The 19,956-nt window shown below is 65.4% G+C and carries 28 protein-coding genes; 3 read left to right on the forward strand and 25 right to left on the reverse strand.

Translation table 11 applies throughout. The annotated features are described in order from the left end of the window. Positions 1-2: 2 nt before the first annotated feature. Positions 3-761, reverse strand: coding sequence for a sulfite exporter TauE/SafE family protein (locus tag BM002_RS06965; RefSeq protein ID WP_092778953.1), 759 nt, complete (start codon positions 759-761; stop codon positions 3-5). A 134-nt stretch (positions 762-895) separates the two neighbouring features. Here BM002_RS06965 and BM002_RS06970 point away from each other — a divergent pair, with 134 nt between their 5' ends. Beyond that, positions 896-2,593, forward strand: a complete 1,698-nt coding sequence (locus tag BM002_RS06970) for an acyl-CoA dehydrogenase family protein (protein ID WP_092778955.1) — start codon at positions 896-898, stop codon at positions 2,591-2,593. Positions 2,594-2,642: 49 nt separating this feature from the next. Further along, positions 2,643-3,032 carry an META domain-containing protein gene (locus BM002_RS06975; RefSeq protein WP_092778957.1) on the forward strand — a complete coding sequence of 130 codons (390 nt, stop codon included), beginning with the start codon at positions 2,643-2,645 and terminating at the stop codon, positions 3,030-3,032. Here BM002_RS06975 and recO read toward each other — a convergent pair. From recO to folK, 13 genes are all read right to left on the reverse strand, one after another. Beyond that, positions 3,029-3,751 carry a DNA repair protein RecO gene (gene recO, locus BM002_RS06980; RefSeq protein ID WP_092780398.1) on the reverse strand — a complete coding sequence of 241 codons (723 nt, stop codon included), beginning with the start codon at positions 3,749-3,751 and terminating at the stop codon, positions 3,029-3,031. The two genes, BM002_RS06975 and recO, sit on opposite strands and share 4 nt — an antisense overlap. Then, entirely contained in the window at positions 3,751-4,080 is a 330-nt protein-coding gene (locus BM002_RS06985) for a DUF1491 family protein (protein WP_092778959.1), read from the reverse strand. The genes recO and BM002_RS06985 overlap by 1 nt, the downstream gene beginning before the upstream one ends. Next, complete coding sequence (era, locus tag BM002_RS06990) at positions 4,077-4,997, reverse strand: GTPase Era (RefSeq protein ID WP_092778961.1); 921 nt, start codon at positions 4,995-4,997, stop codon at positions 4,077-4,079. Before era ends, BM002_RS06985 begins: the two co-directional genes overlap by 4 nt. Continuing rightward, the gene (gene rnc, locus BM002_RS06995) at positions 4,990-5,673 is read right to left on the reverse strand and encodes a ribonuclease III (protein WP_092778963.1); all 684 of its coding nucleotides are present in this window, start codon (positions 5,671-5,673) and stop codon (positions 4,990-4,992) included. Before rnc ends, era begins: the two co-directional genes overlap by 8 nt. Positions 5,674-5,698: 25 nt before the next feature. Further along, on the reverse strand, positions 5,699-6,493 hold the full coding sequence (lepB, locus tag BM002_RS07000; RefSeq protein ID WP_092778965.1) for a signal peptidase I: 795 nt from the start codon (positions 6,491-6,493) through the stop codon (positions 5,699-5,701). Positions 6,494-6,586: 93 nt separating this feature from the next. Next, positions 6,587-7,000 carry a holo-ACP synthase gene (gene acpS / locus BM002_RS07005; protein WP_092778967.1) on the reverse strand — a complete coding sequence of 138 codons (414 nt, stop codon included), beginning with the start codon at positions 6,998-7,000 and terminating at the stop codon, positions 6,587-6,589. Beyond that, on the reverse strand, positions 6,997-7,596 hold the full coding sequence (locus BM002_RS07010) for a LysE family translocator (protein WP_092778969.1): 600 nt from the start codon (positions 7,594-7,596) through the stop codon (positions 6,997-6,999). Before BM002_RS07010 ends, acpS begins: the two co-directional genes overlap by 4 nt. Beyond that, positions 7,593-8,012, reverse strand: coding sequence for a hypothetical protein (locus BM002_RS07015; protein ID WP_092778971.1), 420 nt, complete (start codon positions 8,010-8,012; stop codon positions 7,593-7,595). Before BM002_RS07015 ends, BM002_RS07010 begins: the two co-directional genes overlap by 4 nt. Then, positions 8,009-8,758 carry a pyridoxine 5'-phosphate synthase gene (locus tag BM002_RS07020; RefSeq protein ID WP_092778973.1) on the reverse strand — a complete coding sequence of 250 codons (750 nt, stop codon included), beginning with the start codon at positions 8,756-8,758 and terminating at the stop codon, positions 8,009-8,011. Before BM002_RS07020 ends, BM002_RS07015 begins: the two co-directional genes overlap by 4 nt. Further along, entirely contained in the window at positions 8,751-9,440 is a 690-nt protein-coding gene (locus BM002_RS07025) for a DUF2062 domain-containing protein (protein ID WP_092778975.1), read from the reverse strand. The genes BM002_RS07020 and BM002_RS07025 overlap by 8 nt, the downstream gene beginning before the upstream one ends. Positions 9,441-9,449: 9 nt before the next feature. Beyond that, positions 9,450-11,597 (reverse strand): RelA/SpoT family protein, encoded by a 2,148-nt coding sequence (locus BM002_RS07030; protein ID WP_092778977.1) that lies wholly within the window; start codon positions 11,595-11,597, stop codon positions 9,450-9,452. Positions 11,598-11,632: 35 nt separating this feature from the next. Beyond that, on the reverse strand, positions 11,633-11,986 hold the full coding sequence (gene rpoZ, locus BM002_RS07035) for a DNA-directed RNA polymerase subunit omega (protein ID WP_092778979.1): 354 nt from the start codon (positions 11,984-11,986) through the stop codon (positions 11,633-11,635). A 36-nt stretch (positions 11,987-12,022) separates the two neighbouring features. Next, the gene (folK, locus tag BM002_RS07040) at positions 12,023-12,610 is read right to left on the reverse strand and encodes a 2-amino-4-hydroxy-6-hydroxymethyldihydropteridine diphosphokinase (RefSeq protein ID WP_342707303.1); all 588 of its coding nucleotides are present in this window, start codon (positions 12,608-12,610) and stop codon (positions 12,023-12,025) included. Between the two features lie 127 nt (positions 12,611-12,737). Here folK and BM002_RS07045 point away from each other — a divergent pair, with 127 nt between their 5' ends. Beyond that, on the forward strand, positions 12,738-13,304 hold the full coding sequence (locus tag BM002_RS07045) for a LabA-like NYN domain-containing protein (protein ID WP_092778983.1): 567 nt from the start codon (positions 12,738-12,740) through the stop codon (positions 13,302-13,304). Between the two features lie 4 nt (positions 13,305-13,308). Here the strand turns inward: BM002_RS07045 and BM002_RS07050 are convergent, their stop codons facing one another. The 11 genes from BM002_RS07050 to def (BM002_RS07100) all read right to left on the reverse strand — a co-directional run bounded on the left by BM002_RS07050 (position 13,309) and on the right by def (BM002_RS07100) (position 19,931). Then, positions 13,309-13,932, reverse strand: coding sequence for a trimeric intracellular cation channel family protein (locus tag BM002_RS07050; RefSeq protein ID WP_092778985.1), 624 nt, complete (start codon positions 13,930-13,932; stop codon positions 13,309-13,311). Further along, a complete protein-coding gene (locus tag BM002_RS07055) occupies positions 13,929-14,306 on the reverse strand; it encodes an NUDIX hydrolase (RefSeq protein ID WP_217641159.1) in 378 nt (125 codons plus the stop codon). Before BM002_RS07055 ends, BM002_RS07050 begins: the two co-directional genes overlap by 4 nt. Positions 14,307-14,355: 49 nt before the next feature. Further along, positions 14,356-14,817, reverse strand: a complete 462-nt coding sequence (rnhA, locus tag BM002_RS07060) for a ribonuclease HI (RefSeq protein ID WP_092778989.1) — start codon at positions 14,815-14,817, stop codon at positions 14,356-14,358. 47 nt (positions 14,818-14,864) lie between these two features. Then, positions 14,865-15,320 (reverse strand): DUF3429 domain-containing protein, encoded by a 456-nt coding sequence (locus tag BM002_RS07065; RefSeq protein WP_092778991.1) that lies wholly within the window; start codon positions 15,318-15,320, stop codon positions 14,865-14,867. Between the two features lie 48 nt (positions 15,321-15,368). Next, the gene (locus BM002_RS07070) at positions 15,369-15,986 is read right to left on the reverse strand and encodes a LysE family translocator (RefSeq protein ID WP_092778993.1); all 618 of its coding nucleotides are present in this window, start codon (positions 15,984-15,986) and stop codon (positions 15,369-15,371) included. 302 nt (positions 15,987-16,288) lie between these two features. After that, positions 16,289-17,239, reverse strand: coding sequence for a 4-hydroxy-3-methylbut-2-enyl diphosphate reductase (gene ispH, locus BM002_RS07075; protein WP_092778995.1), 951 nt, complete (start codon positions 17,237-17,239; stop codon positions 16,289-16,291). Between the two features lie 65 nt (positions 17,240-17,304). Further along, positions 17,305-17,541: a hypothetical protein gene (locus BM002_RS07080; RefSeq protein WP_092778997.1), complete on the reverse strand. Its 237-nt coding sequence runs from the start codon at positions 17,539-17,541 to the stop codon at positions 17,305-17,307. 1 nt (position 17,542) lies between these two features. After that, on the reverse strand, positions 17,543-18,457 hold the full coding sequence (gene fmt / locus BM002_RS07085; protein WP_092778999.1) for a methionyl-tRNA formyltransferase: 915 nt from the start codon (positions 18,455-18,457) through the stop codon (positions 17,543-17,545). Further along, the gene (def, locus tag BM002_RS07090) at positions 18,448-18,960 is read right to left on the reverse strand and encodes a peptide deformylase (protein WP_092779001.1); all 513 of its coding nucleotides are present in this window, start codon (positions 18,958-18,960) and stop codon (positions 18,448-18,450) included. The genes fmt and def (BM002_RS07090) overlap by 10 nt, the downstream gene beginning before the upstream one ends. Further along, positions 18,957-19,400 (reverse strand): peptide deformylase, encoded by a 444-nt coding sequence (gene def, locus BM002_RS07095; RefSeq protein ID WP_092779003.1) that lies wholly within the window; start codon positions 19,398-19,400, stop codon positions 18,957-18,959. Before def (BM002_RS07095) ends, def (BM002_RS07090) begins: the two co-directional genes overlap by 4 nt. Before the next feature lie 12 nt (positions 19,401-19,412). Then, positions 19,413-19,931 carry a peptide deformylase gene (gene def / locus BM002_RS07100; protein ID WP_092779005.1) on the reverse strand — a complete coding sequence of 173 codons (519 nt, stop codon included), beginning with the start codon at positions 19,929-19,931 and terminating at the stop codon, positions 19,413-19,415. Positions 19,932-19,956: the final 25 nt, after the last annotated feature.

Here is a 19,956-nt window from a genome sequence, read left to right on the forward strand (position 1 = left end):
CGTCAGCCAAGCAGGCCTTTTCGGATCAGGTTGACCCCGGCGACGATCAGCACCAGCAAGGTCACTTTCTTGAACAGGTCCTGATCCATCCGGTCCTGCAAACGAAATCCGATGGCCATGCCGATCAAGGCCGGTGGCAGCAGAGCCGCCGAGAACCAGAACGTCTCGGAATTCAGGATGCCCGACCGCAGGTGCGCCAGCACCAGAATGATGGACCCTGCGCCATAGATCACCCCCTGAACCACCATCTGCCGCGCCTTCGGCGTCTCGATGGCCAGCAGATAGAGCACCGTCGTCGGCCCCCAGGTGCCCGCCAGACCGCCCAGGATGCCCGATACAAGACCGATCCCCCATTCCGCGACGACCCGGCGCGACGGCGGAATCGTCAGGCGCAGGCCCATGAGCTGGACCAGCGACAGACCGACCACGGGAATGCCGAGGATGAAATAGAACCACTGTCGCGGAATCTGCATGACGAGCTGCGCGGCAAGAAAGATGGCAACCATCACGATCAGCAAATAGCGCCAATGCAGCCGCGCCGCATCGCGCGCAGGCCCCCACCCTTGCCGCGTGACTTGCCATCCGTTCGTGGCCAGCACCGAGACGAGGATGCCCGCCAGTGACAATCGCGGGTCCAGAAAGCTCGACAGTCCGGAAATCATGATGAGCGGCAGGGCAAAACCGACCGACCCCTTCACCACACCGGCGAACAGGGCAATCGTCAGGGCCAGGCCCCAGTCGAAGGCAGATAAGACTTCCATGCTCCTCCCTACGATGCCGCGTGATGCGACACCAGCGACCCGGTTGGGTCAGATTATTCACTTGATACCCCCTGTTTGTGGAATTAAGTTACGCTGCAACTGCACAAAAAATGTCGCCGCTCTGGAGAGTTCCCATGCCCCATGATGGTCAACCCATGTCCGACGCGACATCCCGCGCAGATGCAATCCTGCCGGACCTGCTTTCGCTGACGAATGACGCTGCAACTGCAGTCGAAGCCCTTTTCGAAAAGGCCCGTGGCAGTGTTTCGGTCCGCGTGAAGATCGACGGCAAGATCGATGCCGACCTTCTGGAACAGGAACAGACTGCAACCCATGGCCTCGCCTGGCTCGCGACCTATTCACAGGCCCTTCGGCAGATGCAGCAATGGGCCGACCGTATGGACGCCGAAGGACGGTTCGGAGAACTCGAGACCCTGCTGCACCAGATCGCCTTCGGGGAATACCTCTGGCAGATCTACGGCGGCTTGCCGATGTCCCAGGGCGAGATCCTGCGCCCACAGGACATGGGGCTGAGCCAGGACGATCAGCGTGACATGATGATCCCGGCGGTCATGACGCTGTGCAATGGCGGCAACACGCAGGCCGCCCGGACCCGGCTTGTCGCCCTGATGCGGGATGGCACGGCCAACGCCACCTTCGGCGCCACCGGACTGAACGAAGAACTGGAAATGATCCGCGATCAGTTTCGCCGCTGGTCCACCGACAAGGTGGTGCCCTTCGCCCATGAATGGCACCTCAAGGACGAGTTGATCCCGATGGCGATCATCGACGAGATGGCCGAGATGGGTGTCTTTGGCCTGACCATTCCCGAAGAATTCGGCGGCCTGGGGATGCCCAAGGCCGCGATGTGCGTCGTGTCCGAGGAATTGTCGCGCGGCTATATCGGCGTGGGCTCCCTCGGGACCCGGTCGGAAATCGCGGCGGAGCTGATCCTCTGCGGAGGCACCGACGCGCAGAAGGAAAAGTGGCTGCCCCGCCTCGCCTCGGGCGAGACGCTGCCGACCGCCGTCTTCACCGAACCCAACACCGGGTCCGACCTCGGCTCCTTGCGGACCAAGGGGGTCAAGGGCGATGACGGCAACTGGACGCTCAACGGCAACAAGACCTGGATCACCCATGCGGCCCGCACCCACATGATGACCGTTCTGGCGCGCACGATCCCGGGCACCGACGACTATCGCGGACTATCCATGTTCCTGGCCGAAAAGACCCCCGGCACCGACGAAGCCCCCTGGCAGGATCCGGGCATCTCGGGCGGCGAGATCGAGGTTCTCGGCTATCGCGGCATGAAGGAATACACCGTCAATTTCGACGACTTCAAAGTCGATGGCGACAATCTTCTGGGGCACGCCGAAGGTCAGGGCTTCAAGCAGCTGATGCAGACCTTCGAGAGTGCCCGCATCCAGACCGCCGCCCGGGCCATCGGTGTGGCGCAGGCGGCGCTCGACGCCGCACTGGCCTATGCCGAGACGCGCAACCAGTTTGGCAAACCGCTGATCGCCTTTCCGCGCGTTGCCAACAAACTGGCGATGATGGCCGTCGACATCATGGTCACCCGGCAGCTCACATATTTTTCCGCCGCCGAGAAGGACGCCGACCGGCGTTGCGACCTGGAGGCGGGGATGGCCAAGCTGCTCGGCGCGCGCACGGCCTGGGCTGCTGCCGACAACGGGTTGCAGATCCACGGTGGCAACGGCTTTGCTCTCGAATATCCGATCAGCCGCCTTCTCTGCGACGCGCGGATCCTCAACATCTTCGAGGGTGCCGCCGAGATCCAAGCGCAGGTCATCGCGCGACGCCTGCTTTCCTGACCAGGATTGCCCCCCTTTCCTCGCTGCCGCAAACAGGCGAAGACGGGGGATGAACCTGCGCGCGCTTCCCCTGATCCTGCTGTTGCTCGCCGCGTGCCGCGCGGACGAGACGATCTCCGGCTATGCCGACCCCCAAACGCTCTGGGCCCTGCAGGAGCTGGACGGCCAGCCTTTCACGGCCCGCGCCACGCTTCAGTTTCCGTCCGAGGGCAAGGTCGCCGGGCGTGCCCCCTGCAACAGCTTCGGGGCCGTCCAGTCGGTCCCGCTTCCCTGGATCGAGATCACGGCGATCCGCGCCACCCGTTCCATATGCCCCGAGATCGAGGCGGAACAGCGCTATCTGGCCGCGCTTCAGGCGATGACCTTGGCCGAAGTCGCGGGCGACGTTCTGATCCTGCACAATAATGCGGGGCGCGAAATGGTATTCCGGGCCGACTAGCGCTCGCGCCGCAGGGCGTCCAGAAGACGGGTCCGGGCTGCGGGCAAGGGCCGCTCCCCCAAGGCAGGGGCGACCTTCTCGGTCAGGAAATGGCCCGTGATTTCCAGCGCCGCGATGACACCGTCCAACGTGGGCATCCCTCCCAGAAGCAGGTCCGGCATCGGCAGAAGCCGCGAAGCCCACTCCCCCGCCGCCGTTCGACTAACCGCACGCCCGGTGCGCGGCGACACATAGGCCAGGTCGTTCGCCCCCCCGCCTGCCGCGCATTCCGTCAGGTCCAGCCCGAAACCGGCCACGTCCAGCAGAGACAATTCCCAGAAAACATAATCGTGCAACCACCCTTCCCCGTCAGCCAGGGCATCGAACAAGCCTTCTGTCCGGGGCTGGAAATCGGGCAAGGACTCGCGCTGTGGCAGGATGAAGGAACAGAGCGCCGCCGCCGAGGTCAGGGCCGACAGGCGGAGCGGATCCGACAGCAGAAGCGCCGACCGCGCGCGCTGCAATTCCGCCGTCCAGGTGCCCATATGGCTGTCGAGCCGCGCGCGCCACGTCACGTCCAGCTGGTTCCCCGGTTGCAGCATCGGCGCCTTCTTGCGGGACACACCGCCATGCACGACGCCCAGATGCCGCCCGTGTTCGCGGGTGAAGACCTCCAGGATGACCGATGTCTCGCCATGGGCGCGCGCGGCGAGGACAATCCCTTCGTCGCGCCATTCGATCACGCCAGCCCCTCCTGATCCAGAAGGTGCCGCCCGGCGCGGTCCTCGACCTCCAGAACCCAAAGGTCCGGGTCAAAGCCGGATTGCCGGGCGATGGCCGCATCGCAATCAGACTCGGCCCCTTCGGTCAGAACGATCCAGGCGCGATCCCCGGTCATCAGGTCAAAGCTGCGCTGAAACACCTGCGCGCGCCCGTCGAGGGTATTGAGCTTGATCAGGACGGCCCCGCCCGTGTCGTCGCCGTGCCGCACCACGAAGCAGGGGATATCGAACAGTTCCAGCCGCTTGCGGTACGCGGCGACCCAAAAGGAGGCCGTCAGCCTGCTCAAGAATTGCCGTCCTTGAAGTCCAGCCCCATGGCGTCGAACCGCTCGGCATCGTCAAGCCAGCCGGGCCGGACCTTCACCTGCAGGAACAGATGGACGCGACGTTCCAGGAAGGTTTCCAGATCCTTGCGCGCAGCCTGACCGACCGCCTTGGTCGTCTCGCCCTTCTTGCCCAAAACGATGCCCTTGTGACCGTCGCGGAGCACATAGATGATCTGATCGATCCGGACGGACCCGTCCTCGCGTTCCTCCCAACCTTCGGTTTCCACGGTCAGCTGGTAGGGCAGTTCCTGATGCAGGCGCAGGGTCAGCTTTTCGCGCGTCACTTCGGCGGCAATCATGCGCAGGGGCAGGTCGGCGATCTGATCCTCGGGGTAAAGCCAGGGCCCCTCGGGCAGGCGTCCCGCCAGATCGGCCTTCAGGTCCGCGACGCCGTGACCCTTTTCGGCGGAAATCAGGAACGTGCCGTTAAATGCGAACCGCTTGTTGAGCTTTTCGGTTAGCGCCAGCAGCACTTCGGCCTGAACCCGGTCGATCTTGTTGATGGCCAGCAGCACCGGCTGACCGGGCCGGCGCCGTTCCTCCAGCGCGGTCAGGATCGTCTCGACCCCTTCGGTCAGACCGCGCGTCGCCTCGATCAGCAGGACGACGATATCGGCATCGGCGGCTCCGCCCCAGGCGGCGGCGACCATGGCGCGGTCAAGGCGGCGCTTGGGTTGAAACAGGCCTGGCGTGTCCACGAAGACCAGCTGTGCCGCGCCCTCCATCGCCACGCCCCGGATGCGCGCCCGGGTCGTCTGGACCTTGTGCGTCACGATCGACACCTTGGCCCCGACCATGCGGTTCAGGAGCGTGGATTTCCCGGCATTCGGCTCACCGATCAGGGCGACGAAGCCCGCGCGCGTCGTTTCGTCAGTCATTACTAACCTTTCTCAGCAGGGCCTCGGCTGCTGCCTGTTCGGCCGCCCGTTTGGACGGTGCCTGGCCCTCGCCGGACCTGCCATCCTCCAGGCGTGCCACAATCCGGAAGACCGGCGCATGATCCGGGCCGCTGCGGTCCATGACCTCATAGCTCGGCGGCTGCATCCGGCGGGCCTGCGCCCATTCCTGAAGCGTCGTCTTGGGGTCGCGGGCGTCTTCCTCGACTTCCTCGATCCGCGCACCCCAAAGCCGCAGGATCATCGCCCTGGCTGCCTCCAGCCCCGCGTCACGGTAGACGGCGGCGATCAGCGCCTCCATCGCATCCCCGAGCAACGCCTGTTTGCGCCGCCCGCCGGTGACCTGTTCCGACTTGCCAAGCTTTAGCACCGCGCCGATGTCGATCTCCCGGGCAACGTCGGCACAGGTTTCCTTGCGCACGAGGGCGTTGAAGCGGGGGGCCAGCTTGCCTTCGACGGCGGTCTTGTCGCTCGCCATCAACGCTTCGGCCACCACGAGGCCCAGGATCCGGTCGCCCAGAAACTCCAGCCGCTGATTGTCGGGCCGCGTATCGGACGCGATGGAGCTGTGCGTCATCGCCCGGACCAGAAGATCAGGCCGCGCGAAGCTGTGCCCGATCCGCGCCTGGAACGCGACCAGTTCGCGCGACAGCTTCATCGCGGTATCGTCCGGATCGTCGCCGTCAAATGATCTTCTCGAAGAAGCGATCCGACCGCCACGTCCAGAAGTAGAGCATCCGCGACCCCGCAGAGGAAAAGATGACCCGGTCGGCGCGACCGATCAAGTTCTCGTAGGGGACGAACCCGACACCGCCGACCGACCGGGGGAAGCGGCTGTCGCGCGAATTGTCGCGGTTGTCGCCGACAAAGAAATACTGGCCTTCGGGCACTGTGAATACGGGCGTCGTGTCCACCGGCGACGCGCCGATGTTCAGGATGGAATGGGGCCGCTCGCCGCCGGGGAAGGTCTCGATGAACCGCTGCTTGATGCAGTCGCCGCCTTCGCCCACGACGCCTTCGTTGTTGCCGCAGGCGGGGGTGATCTGTTGCGGACCCTGGGGCTCGCGGACTTCGACGAAATCGGTGACGGCCACCTGTTCCGACGGCTCGCCGTTCAGATAGAGCACCCCGTCGCGCATCTGCACGGTGTCACCGGGCAGACCGACAAGGCGCTTGATGAAATCGGTGCCGTTGACCGGGTGGCGGAAGACGATGACGTCGCCGCGCTCCGGCTCCGACCCGAGAATGCGCCCCGAGAACGGGCACATCGAGAAGGGGCACGAATGGCGCGAATAGCCATAGGCCATCTTGTTGACGAACAGGAAATCCCCGATCAGCAACGTGTCTTTCATCGACCCCGAGGGGATCCAGAACGGTTGAAAGAACAGGGTGCGGAAAATCCCCGCGATCACGAGGGCCCAGAAGACGGTCTTGACCGTTTCCATGAACCCTTCCTTCTTTTCGCTTCTCGCGGCCATGTCGTCTCGTCCTCAAACTGGTTGCGCTTCCCTGCCCCTTGCCCCCGAACGTGTCAACAGCGGCCGCCAGGTCAGGCAGGGGTCAGGCTGGTCTCAGTCGCGGGGCCGCGCCTCGATCACGACGAAGGCCTGCGCCCAGGGGTGATCGTCGGTCAGCGAGACATGGATCGTGGCCTCGTGCCCCTCGGGGGTCATCTGTGCCAGCCGCTCCGCGGCCCAGCCCGTCACGGCCATCACCGGCTGGCCGGTGTGAAGGTTCGTCACAGCCATGTCCTTCCACGAGATCCCCATGCGCAACCCGGTGCCAAGCGCCTTGGAGCAAGCTTCCTTGGCGGCCCAGCGCTTGGCATAGGTCGACGCTTCGCCGCCTTCGACCTTGTCGCGATGCGCGGCCTTGCGCTGTTCCCGCTCGGTAAACACGCGGTCGCGGAAGCGGTCGCCGAACTTGTCGATCACACCCTGGATCCGCTCGATATTGGCGAGGTCGGTGCCGATCCCCAGGATCATCGCAGCAATCCCTGACGGATCAGACCCAGACCTGCCGCGGCAAAGAGCGCCGCCACAACGCCGTCGATCCAGACCGCCGCGCGGGCATAGGCCCTGCGCACCGGGCCCCGCGACAGAAGGAGCGCCCATCCCAGGTAGTTGCAAAGCCCGATCACGGCGCAAAATGCCGTGGCGAGGGTCACGAACCCGGGCCCCGCCTCGGGTCCAAGTCCCATGGACAGCGCCGCAAGCCAGGCGAAAACCGCCTTCGGGTTCGACAGGTTGAGCAGAAGGCCCGTCCGGAACGGCCGGACCGGCGACGGCGCAGCGGCCACCGCGCGGGGCCCAAGGGCCGCGCGAGCGCTGCGCGAGGCCAACCAGCAGAGATAGGCCCCGCCCAAAAGCCGAAGCGCGGTCAGCGCCACCTCCGAGCCGGCCAGCAGCGCGCCGAACCCCAGACACGCAATCACGCCCCAGACCGCAAGGCCCAGGGCCAAACCTGCCGCCATGCGCAATGCTGGCCCAATCCCGTGCGACATCGCCACGACGCTTACCGCCAGATTGGCGGGCCCCGGCGCGACCGCGACCAACGAAAAGGCGGCGAGAACCGCAATCATGGAACGCTCACCTGACCCGTCGCGCGATTGATCGTGAAGGCAATCACCAGCGCCTCCCCCTCGGGAGAGGTGCCCGGCACCGAAACGGTCAGCCCGCGCGCCGGATCATAGGCCGCTTCGGCCCGGGCCAGGGAAATCCCCCCGAACCCGACATCGGCCCCAAGGGAGACGAGACGACATTCCAGAAACTGCTCCTCGGGGTCGGGATAGAGAACCATGATATGAAAGGCGGCGGCGGCGGGTTCCTCGGTATCGAGGCCGACAAGCCGGATTGCACCATTCGCGAATGTGCGCGTCGGGTCCGACCAGTCGACGTTGCGCGCATTCGCCTGCCAGCCATCGCAGTCGCCCACGGTCTGGGCCATGGCGGGCCCGGCACCAAGCGTCAGCCCCGCGACCAGAAAAAGAACCCTCATGTCAAGCTTTCCCGGGCCAGATCCATCAGGCGGCGCATTTCACCCAAGGCTTCGGGCATGCCACGAAAGACGGATTCCCCGATCAGGAAATGCCCGATGTTAAGCTCCACGATCTGTGGAATGGCGGCAATCGGGGCGACGGAATCATACGTGATGCCGTGACCGGCATGGACCTCCAGGCCCAGATCGGCCGCCTGTCGTGCCGCCGCGGTGATCCGGACGAGTTCATCGGCGGCGATAGCCATCTCGTCATTGGCGACCGCATCGCAATAGGCGCCGACGTGCAACTCGATGATATCGGCACCCACACGGGCCGCGGCCTCGATTTGGGCGGGAACCGACGCGATGAAGAGCGAGATGCGCGCGCCCATGTCCTGAAGCGGCGCGATATAGGTCTTCAGGTGGTTGGCGTCCCCGGCGACCTCGAGGCCGCCTTCCGTCGTCCGCTCTTCCCGGCGTTCCGGCACTAGGCAGACGGCATGGGGCCGGGTGGCGAGGGCGATGCGCTGCATCTCCTCGGTCGCGGCCATTTCGAAGTTTAGGGGAATGGAGATCGCGGCCTTGATCGCTTCCATGTCCGCATCGCGGATGTGGCGGCGATCTTCGCGCAGATGCGCCGTGATCCCGTCCGCGCCCGCCGCTTCGGCCATCAGGGCGGCGCGCACCGGATCGGGGTTGTCGCCACCCCGCGCGTTTCGAATTGTGGCGACGTGGTCGATGTTGACGCCCAGCCTGAGCTTATCCATTGAACTCTCCCTTCGACTTGTGCCGATCCGCCTTCTTTTCCGCCTTCTCCAGCGCACGGGCCGCCGCTTTACGCCGGATTTCCTCCAGCTTTTTCTTGAGCCGTCCACGCCGACGCTTCTGATAGGCTTCGATCAGCGGAAGGCTGATGGTGTAGGCCGCGATGCCAGTGAAGATACCGGGGATCATCCCACCGACAAGCCACGGGAGGAAGACGTCGTTCCAGAAGATCGCGGTCGCGGTCCAGTCGACGGATTGCCCCGTCAGAGCGTACCAGGAGTTCCAGAACAGATCCTCGCCTGCCCGGAAAAACTTTCCGAACAATCCTTCGTCCACTTCGCCGCGCATCTCGGTGCCCAGCATGAAGTGACCGAGGTTGAGCGATACGACCGCAATCGGGACATAGGTCAGCGGGTTGCCGAAGAACGTCCCCAACAGGGCAGCCATGACATTGCCGCGCATGACGTAGGCGACAAGAGCGGCCACCACGAAATGCAGACCGTAGAACGGCGTGAATGTCGTGAAGACGCCGGCAAAAATGCCCCGGCTGATCTTGCGCGGGGTATCCGGAAGCCGACGCAGCCTGTGCTTGACGTAGAGCGCCGCGCGGCCCCATCCGCCTTTCGGCCAAACCGCCTGAAGAATGGCCTGCCATATCGGCAGGCGGTCACGACGCTTGAACATCCCGGCCCCTCAGACCGGCACAGGAGGCGGCGGCGCAACCTGCGATACCTGGTCCCGGTGGCGCGCGATCCGTGCGACGTCATCGTCGGTATCCGTCGCCATGATGAGGGCGTGCAGATGTTCCCGGTCGCGCACATCGACATCGATGAGCACCCGAAAGAAATCCGGCTTGCGGTCGATGAACCTCAGGTCCGAGATATTCGCATTCTGCTCGGCAATCAGCGTGCAGATACGGCCCAGAACACCCGGCGCATTGGAGATGGTCAGATCCAGCGTCACGGCGTTGCGCGGCGCATGGTGGCCCGGCGACCAGTGCAGATCGATCCAGCGGTCGGGCTGATCCTCGAACTCGACCATCCGGGGGCAATCGATTGCATGAATGGTGACCCCGCGTCCCTTGTTGGAGATGCCGACGATGCGTTCCCCGGGCACCGGTTGGCAACAGGTCGCGCGATCATAATGCGCCTTCGGGTCCAGCCCGACAATCGCACTCTCGGCCGGGACATCGGGGAAAGGCGGAGCATGGGCCACTTCGGGCCAGAGCGTCGCCACCACGGTGCGAGAGCTGATCTCGGACGACCCGATGGCCGCCAGCAGGGAATCCGGCCCCTCTTGCCCCAGGGCCTTGGCCGCGGTTTCCATCGCCTTGTCGGTCAGCCGCTTGCCCACCTGGGCAAAGGCCGCGCGGGCCAGTTCGCGGCCCAGACGGACGTGACCCGTGCGCCGTTCCGCCTTGAGCGCGCGGCGGATCGACGCCTTGGCCCGGCCCGTGGTCGCGATATCGATCCAAGTTGCCTGGGGCGTCTGCGCCTCGGCGGTGACGACCTCGACCGACTGGCCGTTGCGCAGCCGCGTCCAGAGCGGCACGCGCATTCCGTCGACCTTGGCCGCGACGGTGCGGTGCCCGATCCGCGTGTGGATCGCATAGGCGAAGTCGATGGGCGTCGCCCCCTTGGGCAGCTTGATGACATCGCCCTTGGGCGTGAAACAGAACACCTGATCGGTATACATCTCGAGCTTGACGGCTTCGAGGAATTCATCGTGATCCTGCGCCTCTTCCAGGCGTTCGTTCATCGTCCGAAGCCAGACGGCGGGATCGACGGCAAAGGGATTTTCGGCCCGCACGCCGTCGCGGTACGACCAGTGGGCCGCCACGCCGCGCTCGGCCACTTCGTGCATCTCCTGGGTGCGGATCTGAACCTCGACCCGCTTGCCGTCGCGCCCCGACACCGTCGTGTGGATCGACCGATAGCCGTTCGACTTGGGCTGGCTGATGTAGTCCTTGAAGCGGCCCGGCACCGACCGCCACCGCTGATGGATCACGCCGAGACTGCGGTAACATTCCGCCTCGGTCCCCACGATGATGCGGAACCCGTAGATGTCGGACAGACGACTGAACCCGATCGCCTTTTCCTCCATCTTGCGCCAGATGCTGAACGGACGCTTCGCACGGCCCATCACGGTCGCCGGAATTTCGGCGCGGGCCATCTCGGTCTCGATATCGTCGGTGATCCGGCGGATCATGTCGCCGGCCTCGCGCTGGAGGGTAACGAACCGGCGCAGGATCGAGGTCCGCGCCTCGGAGTTGATGACCGCAAAGCAGAGGTCTTCCAACTCCTCGCGCATCCACTGCATCCCCATGCGTCCGGCGAGCGGCGCATAGATCTCCATGGTCTCGTGGGCTTTCTGGATCTGCTTGTGCGGCGCCATGTGACGGATCGTGCGCATGTTGTGCAGCCGGTCGGTCAGCTTGACCAGGATCACCCGCAGGTCGCGGGACATGGCCATGAACAATTTGCGGAAGTTCTCGGCCTGCTTGGTCTCGGACGACGTCAGTTCAAGATTGGTCAGCTTGGTGACACCGTCGACCATCTCGGCGATTTCGGTGCCGAACCGCCGTTCGATCTCGGCAAAGGTCGACCGTGTGTCCTCGATGGTATCGTGCAGTAGTGCGGTGATGATCGTCGCATCGTCCAGCCGCTGTTCCGTCAACAGGCAGGCGACTTCGACGGGATGGGTGAAATAGGGCTCACCCGACCGACGGATCTGGCCTTCGTGCATTTCCGCCGCATAGGCATAGGCTGCACGGATCAGGGCCGCATCCGTCCGGGGGTTATAGGCGCGTACGAGCGCGATCAGGTCATCGACTTTGATCATGGGACCTGAGTCATCCCGACGCGCCTCCCGGAGGGTCAGGGTTGGCCCTGCGCCTCCATCAATGCACGGAGCAGCTTTTCTTCGGACATGTCGTCCTGCACCGGGGCGTCTTTCTCGACACCCATCAGCAAGGCCATGGAGTCCTCTTCGGGCTCGTCGACCTCGATCTGCGTCTGGTTCGATTCGATCAGACGCTCGCGCAGGTCGTCGGCGCCTTGCGTTTCGTCCGCGATCTCGCGCAGGGCCACAACCGGGTTCTTGTCGTTGTCACGATCAACGGTCACAGGGCTGCCCGTGGCGATTTCACGAGCGCGATGCGCCGCGAGCATCACCAGATCGAACCGGTTGGGAACCTTGTCGACGCAATCTTCGACTGTCACGCGAGCCATGGAGCGCACCTTTGTCAGGGGGTCAGAACGGCCTACTTAAGGGCGAAGGTTTGTATTGACAACCCCATCAACCGGCCCAACCGGCCTGATTTCGCGACGTCGCGCCCCGCTCAGGGTGGCGGCCATGGCGGCCACACTGCGCCCCGTGACTGGGTGGCGCCACCGCGGCGCGATCTCGGCCAGCGGGACCAGCACGAAGGCCCGGTCCTGCAGGCGCGGATGCGGCAAGATCAGCTGGCCGGGGGCTTCGGCGATCTGGCGATCTGCGGGAAGGTCGATCCAGTGCCGAACGACCCTTGCATCGGGCCGCACGAGCCCCCCCGACCCCAAAAGGTCGAGGTCGAGCGTCCGCGCGCCCCACCGCTCCCGGCGGACCCGTCCGAACCGCGCCTCGATTCCGTGCAGCCGGGCCAAAAACAGGGCAGATGGCATCGGCGACACGACCAGAGCGGCGGCATTCACGAAATCCGGACCAGACCCCGGCGGCCAGGCTGGCGTGCGAAACAGCCGCGAAACAACCCCGATGCGCCCCGGCAAACACCTCAGAACGCGGGCAATTTGCCGCGCATTAGCCATGACGTTCAGTCGAGAATTGGAACCGAGGGCCACAAGATGTAACGTCACTTGGAGGATTCCGTTATTGCATACAGGTATCCTCCCTATATTTAGACGTTCGCACCGAAAAGCCGACTTCCCGGAGTTTCACCCAGACTCCCTTGCCCGGGAACCGCTTTTCCGAAAGGATTTGACTATGTTTTACCGCGATGAGCGCCTCGCGCTCTTCATCGATGGCTCGAACCTCTATGCGGCCGCCAAAGCGCTTTCGTTCGATATCGACTACAAGCTGCTACGCCAGGAATTCGTTCGTCGCGGCAAACTTCTGCGCGCCTTCTACTACACCGCCCTGCTCGAGTCGGAGGAATACTCCCCGATCCGGCCGCTCGTGGACTGGCTCCAGTACAATGGCTTCACCATGGTGACGAAGCCCGCCAAGGAATTTACCGACAGCCAGGGCCGCCGCAAGGTCAAGGGCAACATGGATATCGAGCTGACGGTGGATGCGCTGGAAACGGCCGAGAACGTCGATCACATCGTCCTGTTTTCCGGCGACGGCGATTTCCGCCCGCTGGTGGCCGCGTTGCAGCGCAAGGGCGTGCGCGTCTCGGTCTGCTCCACGATCCGCAGTCAGCCGCCGATGATCGCCGACGATCTGCGCCGCCAGTGCGACAACTTCATCGAGCTGGACGAGCTGCGCGATGTCATCGGTCGCCCCCCGCGCGAAATGACGCAGCCGCCCGACTTCGCCGCCAACAGCTGACCCATCAAGCTTTGGGCGGTCTCGGGCGGAATGCCGGAAGCCGCCAGCCGAAGCGGATCGACCCGGCCCGCAGCGCGAAGGTCACCCCGGCGCAGCAGGCCAGCGGCAGAACGCCGCCCCCGGCCATTTCGCGCGCCAGGATCGCCGCCGCACCCCCCATCAGGGCGGCTGTGACGTAAAGCTCTCCCTGTTTCAGGACGAGCGGCACCTCCCCCACCACCACATCGCGCATCAACCCGCCCATGCAGCCGGTGACGATGCCCATGACGACCTGCACCCAGATCGGCTGTCCCAGCCCGTGCGCCACCGCGACGCCCGCCGTGACCGCAACCGACAGCGCCGCCGCATCCAGCCAGACGATCCAGGCCATGCGCGACTCCACCAGATGATGGGTGAAGAAGACGATCATCGAAACCGCGGCGGCCACGGCCACAGGCAGCGGATCACCGATCCAGAACACGGGATCACGGCCCAACAGCAGATCGCGCACCGTGCCGCCCCCGACCGCCGTCAGGCACGCGACAAAGATGAAGCCGACCGGATCAAGCTGCGCCCGCGCCGCGACCAGCGCCCCGGTCATCGCAAAGATCAGGACCGCGATGAGGTCGAGGGTCAGGGGAACCGTCATTTCAAGACTTTCAGAACACGGACATACCGCGGATCGAAGCCCGACGTGTCGCCAGCGGGGTCGTGCCAGAAGAACGCGAAGTCATGGCCGCCGTCATCGCTGCAACGGTGATCCCATCGGTCGGGCAACTGGTCTGCGGTGACCGCCACAAGATGCCAGACCTCGCCCGGTTGCACGGTCGTACAGCGCCCGAACAGCTGCGGATCACGGCCCTCTACTCCGGCTTCTTCCTGCAATTCGCGCAGGGCCGCCGCCTCTGGCGTCTCTCCGGGTTCGATACCGCCCTTGACCAGTTGCAACCCGGCCAGCGGATGGCGAAACGCCAGAACCCGCCCACCCTGCCGCAGGATCGGACAGGCCACCTGACGGGTCATGGGCAAGCCGACACATGCGCGGCGAAGACGGGCGATGACAGCACGTTCGTCACCCCTTCGCGGGCTTGAACGGCGCCATCCCGGCGCGCGCCAGTTCGTCGGCCCGTTCATTCTCGGGGTGGCCCGCGTGGCCCTTGACCCATTCCCAGGTCACGTCATGGCGCGCCGCCGCCTCGTCGAGCCTGCGCCACAGATCCTCGTTCTTGACCGGTTTGCGCGTCGACGTCTTCCAGCCGTTGCGTTTCCAGCCGTGCAGCCAGGCGGTGATGCCGCCTTTGACATAGGCGCTGTCCGTGACCACGGTCAGCTTGGACGGACGCTCCAGGGCTTCAAGGGCGTTGATCGCGGCCAGCATCTCCATCCGGTTGTTGGTCGTCTCGGCTTCGCCGCCCTTCAGCTCCCGCTCCTTGACGACAATTTCGCCCTGCCGCGCGATGAGCAGCGCGCCCCAGCCCCCCGGCCCCGGGTTCCCGCTGCAGGCGCCGTCGGTATAGGCAAACAAGTCAGGCATGTTCCGTCTTTCCGGCTTTTCGGATATCGCGCGATCTCATGGGCGGCCTACAAGGCAAGCGGCAGCAGGCAGATCACGACGCCCGACGTCAGGATGATCCGGAGTTTCATCCACCAGCGTGGCGCAAGGCCCTGTTGCCAGAACAGCCAGTCGAGTCCCAAAAGACCCACGAAACCCGCGATCAACGCGACCGCCGCCGCCGTCGACCCGCCGCCCGTCATGAAGAACGCCCAGAGTGCGGGCAGGACCGACAGAGCATAGCCGGTCACCGCCACCTGCCCCTCGGCCTTGGTGGCAAAGCCCCAGAGCACGCCGGACATGAAGCTGAGGATGACCGCCCCGTAAAACAGACCCACGTAAGGCCCGATGAAGCGCGGCCCGACCAAGGCGACCGTCTGCAAGGCCGCCGTGGGCGACCAGAGCGTGACGAGGCCCCAGACGAATGGCAGCAATCCGGCAAGGCCGAGGACGAGGGCGGCGCGGGGAATGGGTGCATCGAACATATGGGTCAGATGCCATGCCCCCTGGCGACGGGAAACCCCTCAATCGCGTCAGGCGCGCTCCAGCGCCAATCGGCCCGCAAGTGCGGCAAAGACGGCGGCGAAACTGCGGTTGAGCCAGGCCATGGCACGCTGACTTCCCAGAAGGCGATCACGGAACGCGCCCGCAAAGAGGCCATAGACGAGAAATACGCCGAAGGTCATCGCCATGAAGACCACGCCCAGCCCCATCATCTCGACGGTCACGCGCGCCGGATCGCCCGACAGGAACGGCGGCAGCAAGGCCAGAAAGAAGATCGACAGTTTGGGGTTCAGGACGTTGATGAGCATGCCTCGCCAGGCCACACGCGCCAGAGATTCGTCCCGCGTCTCGGCCGGCTTGACCGCAAGGGCCCCGGTCTGGCGCAGAGCGCCCCAGGCCATCCACAGAAGATAGGCGACCCCGGCGAACTTCACGATGTTGAACAGGAGGGCCGAGGTATGCAGGACGGCGGCGACACCGAGGATTGCGGCGGCCAATGCCGGCACGATCCCGAAGGTGCAACCGACCGCTGCCGCCACGGCGGACCTTCGGCCGCGGCCCAGACCCATGGCCAGCGTATAGACGACGCCCGTGCCCGGCGCGATGACGACCACGAAGGCGGTCAGAAGGAATTGAACGGTTATCATGAAATGACCCTGCCTCCCCCTGTTTGACATGGCAAGGCAGGATCGGTCACGTCAGAGATCTGCCGGGACGTCGACGAGGACAGCCGGGGCATGGGGCAACGTCGGGATGATCGCCGTCACGATCAGCGCGGCGGCAAGAAGGCTGGCAGGTATGGCAAGAGTATAGTGCATGCAAAGGCTCCTTGGGTTGAGGGCGCGGCCGGAACCGCGATTTCCTCAACACTACCCAAGTGCAGCCGGAATGGCTTTGCACAAACGTTCACAGACGCACGATCAACAGGGAAGGAATATTTGATGTGCGACTACGCAGGTTCACGCAGGACTCTCGGCACCTTGAATTCCACATTCTCCTCGGCGGTCACGACCATCTCGACGGTCACGGCGTAGCGTTCCGAAAAAGCCGCCACGACTTCGTCGATCAGGACCTCGGGCGCGCTGGCCCCCGCCGTGATGCCGACCGTGGTGATGCCCTCCAGCGCGCGCCAATCGATCTGCGTCGCCCGTTCCACCAGTTGCGAATACCTGCAACCCGCCCGCGATCCGACCTCGACCAGCCGCTTGGAGTTCGACGAATTGGGCGCGCCGACCACCAGGATGGCGTCGCATTTGGGGGCCATGGCCTTCACCGCCTCTTGGCGGTTGGTCGTGGCATAGCAGATGTCTTCCTTGTGGGGCCCGACGATCGCCGGAAAGCGCGCCTTGAGCGCGGCGACCACGTCGGCAGTGTCGTCCACCGACAGGGTCGTCTGGGTGATGAAGGCAAGACGGTTCGGGTCGCGCGGCGCCAGATGCGCCACATCGGCGGCCGTCTCGACCAGCAGGACCTCGCCCGGTGGCAGCTGGCCCATGGTGCCGATGGTCTCCGGATGCCCCTCGTGCCCGATCATCACCATCTGATGCCCGGCCTCGTGATGGCGCGCCGCCTCGATATGGACCTTGCTGACCAGCGGACAGGTGGCATCGACGAACAGCATCTCGCGCCGGGCGGCTTCGGCCGGAACCGCCTTGGGCACGCCATGGGCCGAAAAGATCACGGGCCGGCCCGGCGGACATTCGTCCAGCTCTTCGACAAACACCGCGCCCTTGTCGCGCAGGCCGTCCACGACGAACTTGTTGTGCACGATCTCGTGGCGCACGTAGACGGGCGCCCCCCATTTTTCCAGCGCCATCTCGACGATCTTGATGGCGCGGTCGACACCGGCACAGAACCCCCGGGGGGCGGCAAGATAGAGCGTCAGGGGCGGCTTGGTCATGGGGCGGATCTCCTTGCCGGAAACCTAGGGATGCGGGGACCCGGCGTCCAGACCGCGACGCGCGGCTATTTGCGCCAATGGGTCGGCACGATCACCAGGGCCCCGACCGAGGCCAGGATGGCGTTGAGGCCCGACGACCGGAAGCCGAGGCCGAACATCAGCGTCACGAAATAGAACAGGAATGCCCCGCCCACGCAGATAATGATGCTCGGAAGAATGCCGTTGTGGGTGAAGTTAATCCGCTCGGACGCATAGCCGACGATGCCTGCGATCACGACCGTCCCGATCAGAGTGGGAAACATCTCAGCCCTCCAGCAGGTCGCCCGGGGCAAGCCGGGCGCCGTTGCGAAATTCGGTGCCGGTCATCACGCCCTTGCCTGCCGGTTGCACCTCCAGAAGGTCCAGGAGGCCGTCGCCGGTCGCGAGGGTCAGGCCCGCCGCGTCGACCACTTCGCCCGCGGGCCCCGCCCCGTCGCGCGCGCGGGCGCGCAGCAGCTTCAGGCGCTGGCCGCCGCGTTCGACGAAGGCACCGGGAAAGGGCGACAGGCCGTTGATCTGACGGGCCAGCGTGACGGCGGGCCAGGACAGGTCGATGCGCGCCTCGGACTTGTCGATCTTGGCGGCATAGGTCACGCCATCCTCGGACTGCCCCACGGGTGACAGGCGGTCGATCTGGGCCACGGCCTGTGCCGCCAGCCGTGCGCCCATCCCCGACAGCCGGTCATGCAGGTCGCCCGTCGTCTCATCGGCGGCAATCTGGGTCGCCTCGCGCAGAAGGACGGGCCCGGTGTCCAGCCCGGCCTCCATCTGCATGATGCAGACGCCGGTCTGCGCATCGCCTGCCATGACCGCCCGGTGGATCGGCGCCGCCCCCCGCCAGCGCGGCAACAGGGACGCATGCACATTGATGCAGCCCTTGCCGGGCGCATCGAGCACCGCCTGCGGCAAAAGCAATCCATAGGCCACGACCACCGCGATCTCGGCACCGATGGCGGCAAAGTCGGCCTGTGCCTCGGGCGTCTTGAGCGTGGTGGGGGTGTGGACTGTCAACCCAAGCGCCTCGGCCCGGGCCTGAACCGCCGAAGGGCGCGGTTTCTTGCCGCGACCGGCGGGGCGGGGGGGCTGCGAATAGACGGCGGCGATCTCGTGCCCCGCATCGACCAGCGCGTCGAGGACCGGAACCGAGAATTCCGGCGTTCCCATGAAGATCACGCGCATTTGGCCGCCTTCCGGACCAGCATGTCCCGTTTCAGCTTGGACAGGTGGTGAATGAACAGCTTGCCGTCCAGATGGTCGATCTGATGCTGCACGGACGTGGCCCGGAGCAGCACGAAATCCTCTTCGCGCGCGACGCCGTCCTGGTCGAGGAACCCGACCGTGACGGCGCGGGGCCGCGATATCCTGGCCGAGACGCCGGGCAGATTGGGCGAGGCTTCGTCGTGCGCGCGCAGCTCCACGCTGGCGTGCAGGACCACCGGATTCGCCAGATAGGTGATCCCCTGCCCGTCGCCCGCATCGACGATGGCCAGCCGTTCCATCACGCCGATCTGCGGCGCGGCCAGGCCGACGCCGGGCATGGCGCGCATCGCGGCCTCCATCTCGGACCAGATGGCGCGGATCCGGTCGGTGACCTCGGCCACCGGGTCGGCGGCGGTCCGAAGCCGGACGTCGGGCCAGCGCAGGAACGGGCGCGGCGTTCCGGTGAAGGCGGGCAGCGTCATTCGGCCACCGGATGGTCGAGGATCAGGCGGCCGTCCAGATGGTCCATCTCGTGACAGACACAGGCCGCGGCGAAGCCGGTGAAGGTCTCGGTCCGCCGACCGGATGCGGCATCGAAGGCCAGCGTGACCTCTGCCGGGCGCGCGACACGGCGCGGCGTGTTCGGGATGCTCAGGCACCCCTCCTCGTTTACCTGCTGGCCGTCTTGGGCAATGATCTCGGGGTTCACGAAGACGCGCGGATCAGGCAGCCCTTCCTTCCAGCTGCAATCGGTCACGAAGAGGCGCAGCGAAATGCCCACCTGCGGCGCGGCCAGACCGCGACCGGGGGCATTGTACATCGTGTCGAGCATGTCGCGGGCCAGGTCCGTCACATCGGTCGTCACCGGATCACAGATCGCCCGCAGGATCGGCGCCGGATATTCGACGATCGGCCGGATCACACGGGCCGCCCGTCAGTCACGGGCCATCTCGCGCTTGAGCTTCTGCATCTTGCGGGTGATGAGCTGGCGTTTCATCGGCCCAAGGTAGTCGATGAACAGCTTGCCCTCCAGGTGGTCGATCTCGTGCTGCACGCAGGTCGCCCAGAGGCCCGCCATGTCTTCGGACTGCTCGGCCCCGTTGCGGTCGATCCAGCGGACGGTGACTTCGGCGGGGCGGGTGACTTCTCCATATTGCTCGGGGATCGAAAGGCAGCCTTCCTCGTAAGTGTTCACCGCGTCGGATCGGGCGATCACCTCGGGGTTGAACATGATGAGGGGGCGCGGCGCTTCCCCTTCGCCCTTGACGCAGTCGATGACGATCAGGCGGTCCAGGATGCCGACCTGCGGCGCGGCCAGCCCGATGCCGGGTGCATCATACATCGTCTCGAGCATGTCATCGGCCAGCGCGCGCAAATCATCGGACAGGTCGGCCACGGGTTTGGCCACCTGTTTCAGGCGCGGGTCGGGGTGGATCAGAATGGGTCGTTTCATCGCGGCTGCATCTAGTCCGGGATGC

The sequence above is a fragment of the Jannaschia pohangensis genome (assembly GCF_900113875.1).
In the GTDB taxonomy this organism is placed as follows: domain Bacteria; phylum Pseudomonadota; class Alphaproteobacteria; order Rhodobacterales; family Rhodobacteraceae; genus Jannaschia; species Jannaschia pohangensis.